Annotated in this window: 3 protein-coding genes; 1 reads left to right on the top strand and 2 read right to left on the bottom strand. The window is 48.4% G+C overall.

The features are described from left to right. The first annotated feature begins 327 nt into the window (after positions 1-327). A complete protein-coding gene (locus tag KDK18_RS07340) occupies positions 328-1,746 on the top strand; it encodes a uracil-xanthine permease family protein (protein ID WP_257254237.1) in 1,419 nt (472 codons plus the stop codon). Between the two features lie 15 nt (positions 1,747-1,761). On the opposite strand, the gene KDK18_RS07335 is transcribed toward KDK18_RS07340, so the two are convergent. Beyond that, positions 1,762-3,111 (bottom strand): 8-oxoguanine deaminase, encoded by a 1,350-nt coding sequence (locus KDK18_RS07335; RefSeq protein WP_257254236.1) that lies wholly within the window; start codon positions 3,109-3,111, stop codon positions 1,762-1,764. 151 nt (positions 3,112-3,262) lie between these two features. Then, on the bottom strand, positions 3,263-3,535 hold a 273-nt coding region (locus KDK18_RS07330; RefSeq protein ID WP_257254234.1), incomplete at its 5' end, for a TetR family transcriptional regulator C-terminal domain-containing protein.

Below are 3,535 nucleotides of genomic sequence, written 5' to 3'. Positions count from 1 at the left end.
GCCCTGAGTGCCAGAAGATCCTGCCAAACGTTCAAGCCCTGTCGAATCACAAAAGGCAACACCGAAAACGAAAGCTTGATGATGCAAAGTCAAGTGATTGATTTCTGCTTGTCATAGGCTCAGGAGGGAAACGCACTGCAAACGTCAGGTCGTGATCTGAAGTGCCATGTTCACGTCCATCTGTCTATCCCCTGCATCATGAAAGGCTCGCCCTTGGCAGGCTGGTTGCGCTGGTATTTTATTTCGAATATCTCCAAAAAAATTGAACAATTGGTCAAGTAATTGCAATACTCCTTCTGAATAACAAAAAAAACGGCAGGAGTACCCATGAATACCGAGGTTCATAATCCCGAACTCATTCACCAGCTAAACGACAAGCCACCATTACCTAGAGCTTTTTTCAGTGCTTTGCAACATATGATCGCCAGCTTTATGGGTGTTGTGACACCAACTCTGGTCATCGGTGGGGTGCTGGGCCTGGGAGAACATATTCCTTATCTGGTCAGTATGGCGTTAATCGCATCAGGGATAGGTACCTTTATCCAGGCCAGACGTTTTGGTCCTCTGGGCTCTGGTTTGCTGAGTATTCAAGGGACCAGTTTTGCTTTTTTAAGTTCCCTGATTGCTGCCGGCTTTGTTGTTAAGAGTCGGGGAGGCAGCAATGAAGAGATTATAGCTTTAATGACAGGGCTCTGTTTTTTCGGGGCATTTATCGAGATTATCCTGAGCCGTTTTTTCCATAAACTGCGCAAGATCATAACGCCAACCATCACCGGAATTGTCATTTCACTGATTGGTCTCAGCCTGGTTAAGGTGGCTGTGACTGATATGGCCGGTGGCTTCAATGCGCCTGATTTTGGTGCACTGAGCAACCTTGCAGTGAGCATCACAGTGTTGGCGACTGTGATCTTTTTTAATCGCAGTTCCCGTCCCATGGTTCGTCTCTCGGCGATTTTCCTCGGCTTGCTGGTAGGCAGCCTGATGACACTTTATTCCGGTAAAATGACTCTGGAGGGATTAACGGACTCGGCATTATTTACTATTCCAGTGCCTTTTAAATATGGAATGACCTTCGATTGGGAGTTATTCATTCCGATTGCTCTCATTTATGTGATTACGACCATTGAATCGACTGGTGATCTCACTGCAACAGCAAAGCTCTCAGGAGAACCTATTAAGGGTGATGAATACGTTGAGCGTATTCGTGGCGGAATTTTGGCTGATGGCGTGAACTCTCTGACCGCAGCCTGCCTGAACAGCTTTCCAACGACGACGTTCAGTCAGAACAATGGTGTGATTCAAATGACCGGCGTCGCCAGCCGATTTGTTGGCTATATTATTGCCGGACTGTTTTTTGTGATGGGACTTTTCCCGATACTCGGGGCCATCCTGGTGCAGATTCCCAAACCTGTTCTGGGTGGGGCCACATTGGTTATGTTTGGCACAGTGGCTGCTTCAGGTATTCGCATACTGGCTTCAGAGTCGCTTGATCGTCGGCAGGTAATGATTATTGCTGTGTCCATAGGCATGGGGCTGGGTGTCACAATTGTGCCTGAGGTGCTGAGTCAGATGCCGGAACTGGTCAAAAACATTTTCGGCTCGTCGATCACCACCGGAGGTTTGACTGCTATTTTGCTGTCGCTGGTTTTGCCTGAAGAATCCGGGCTGGCATCCAGCGATCAGAGAAAAGTGGTGAAAAATATTAATGCGTCTTCAGGATCCATCAAAGAAGAAACCGCTTTCTGAGAACTCCATCATACCTCAGGACACCAGTTTTTTGGCTGAAAGCTGGTGGGCAGCCATGATAGCGTGTTGATCAAGATGAAGCAGTGCTTCATTTTTAATCAGCCACTTTCCTGCACACATCACGGCAGCTGCTTTATGGCCTCCACAAAGAACTAATGCTGCCAATGGGTCATGGCTGCCGCTGAAACGCAACTCATCCAGGCTGAAAAGAGCAAGGTCGGCCTGCTTCCCTACTGCCAGTTCTCCAATATCCTCCCTACCAAGTGCTTTCGCTGAACCTTTTGTCGCCCAGTACAAGGCATCAAGATGAGTGACTTCATCTGCGGCGTAACGCAGACGGTTGATCAGCAAAGCCTGACGGACTTCCTGCATCATATTCGAGCCGTCGTTAGAAGCAGAGCCATCCACACCCAGTCCGACATGGACGCCTGCAGAATCGAGTTCTTTGGTTCGGCAGACGCCCGATGCAAGAAGCATATTTGAGGTAGGACAGTGACAGACGGCCAAACCCGCCTGCCCCATTCTTTTGATTTCATCCTCATTGAAGTGAATGCCATGAGCCAGCCAGACATCGTCAGCCAGCCAGCCCACAGATTCAAGATAATCCAGTGGACGCAGACCAAATCGTCGAATGCAGAAGCTGTCTTCATCAAGAGTTTCAGCCAGATGAGTATGCAATCGAACACTGTGTTTACGGGCGAGCCCGGCGGTCTCTTTCATCAGCTCTGTGCTGACTGAAAAAGGTGAACATGGCGCCAGAGCAATCTGAATCTTTGCTCCCTCTTCTGGCTGATGGTAACGATGAATTAGACGTTCTGAATCGTTTAGTATTTGTGTTTCCGTTTGGACGGTTGATTGGGGAGGAAGGCCGCCATCCTTTTCTCCAAGACTCATCGAACCCCGAGTCAACATTACCCGTCCGCCAACACTATCAGCGGCCTTCACCTGGATATCAATGGCTTCGGTGAGTGTTCCTGGACAAATGTCGTGATGATCCGCCACTGTTGTACAACCGGATTGCAACAGTTCTGTCAGTCCCAGCTGAGTGGCATTAAAGAGCATCTCTGGCTTCAGTTTTGCCCAGACCGGATAAAGTGTTTGCAGCCAGGGAAAGAGTTTTTTATTCAGTGCTGGAGGAAAAGCACGGGTCAGGGTCTGATAAAGGTGGTGGTGGGCATTGATCAGGCCGGGAATCAGAATCTGTCCGGAAGCGTCGTAGCTTTGATCAAACGGGGTTTTCGGGGATTGTCCCGAAGGGACCAGCTCCGTGAGCTTGCCAGAGCTTTCATCAATAACCACACCGTTGCCAGCGTTCTGATTGTTGGCGGTAAAAGTAGCCAAGGGGTGTTTTATCCAGACTTTCATTATCTGCCTTTTGTTATGAGCAGGCGGCCTGGATGGGGTCATAAATTGCCACATACCATAGACCACCATTACAGCGGTTTATAGCAGTGACTTTCGTGTTAATCTGCCGGTTTTGTTTTATGTTGCGACTGTACAAGATTTTTGACGTTTCTCAAACCTTCAAACCGCAACCACGAAGAACAATGTCACAGATAGTGTCAGCGGCTTTATCGTAGGTTGAAGCAGGCAGTTTCTTCTTATCCATGATCATGCAAATCTGCTTTTCATAATCAGCGTAATGCTGAGTCGATCCCCAAATCATAAAAATCAGGTGCATGGGCTCGACCCGGGCCATTTTGCCTTCATCCATCCAGTGCTGAAAAATTTCTGTTTTGTTTTTAAACCATTGCTGGGCAGAGGCCTTCATGGAAGGAGACAGTTGCTG

Source organism: Endozoicomonas sp. SESOKO3, assembly GCF_024606255.1.
The sequence above is the reverse complement of the archived record's forward strand: the minus strand, read 5'-3'. Positions and strand labels throughout refer to the sequence as shown.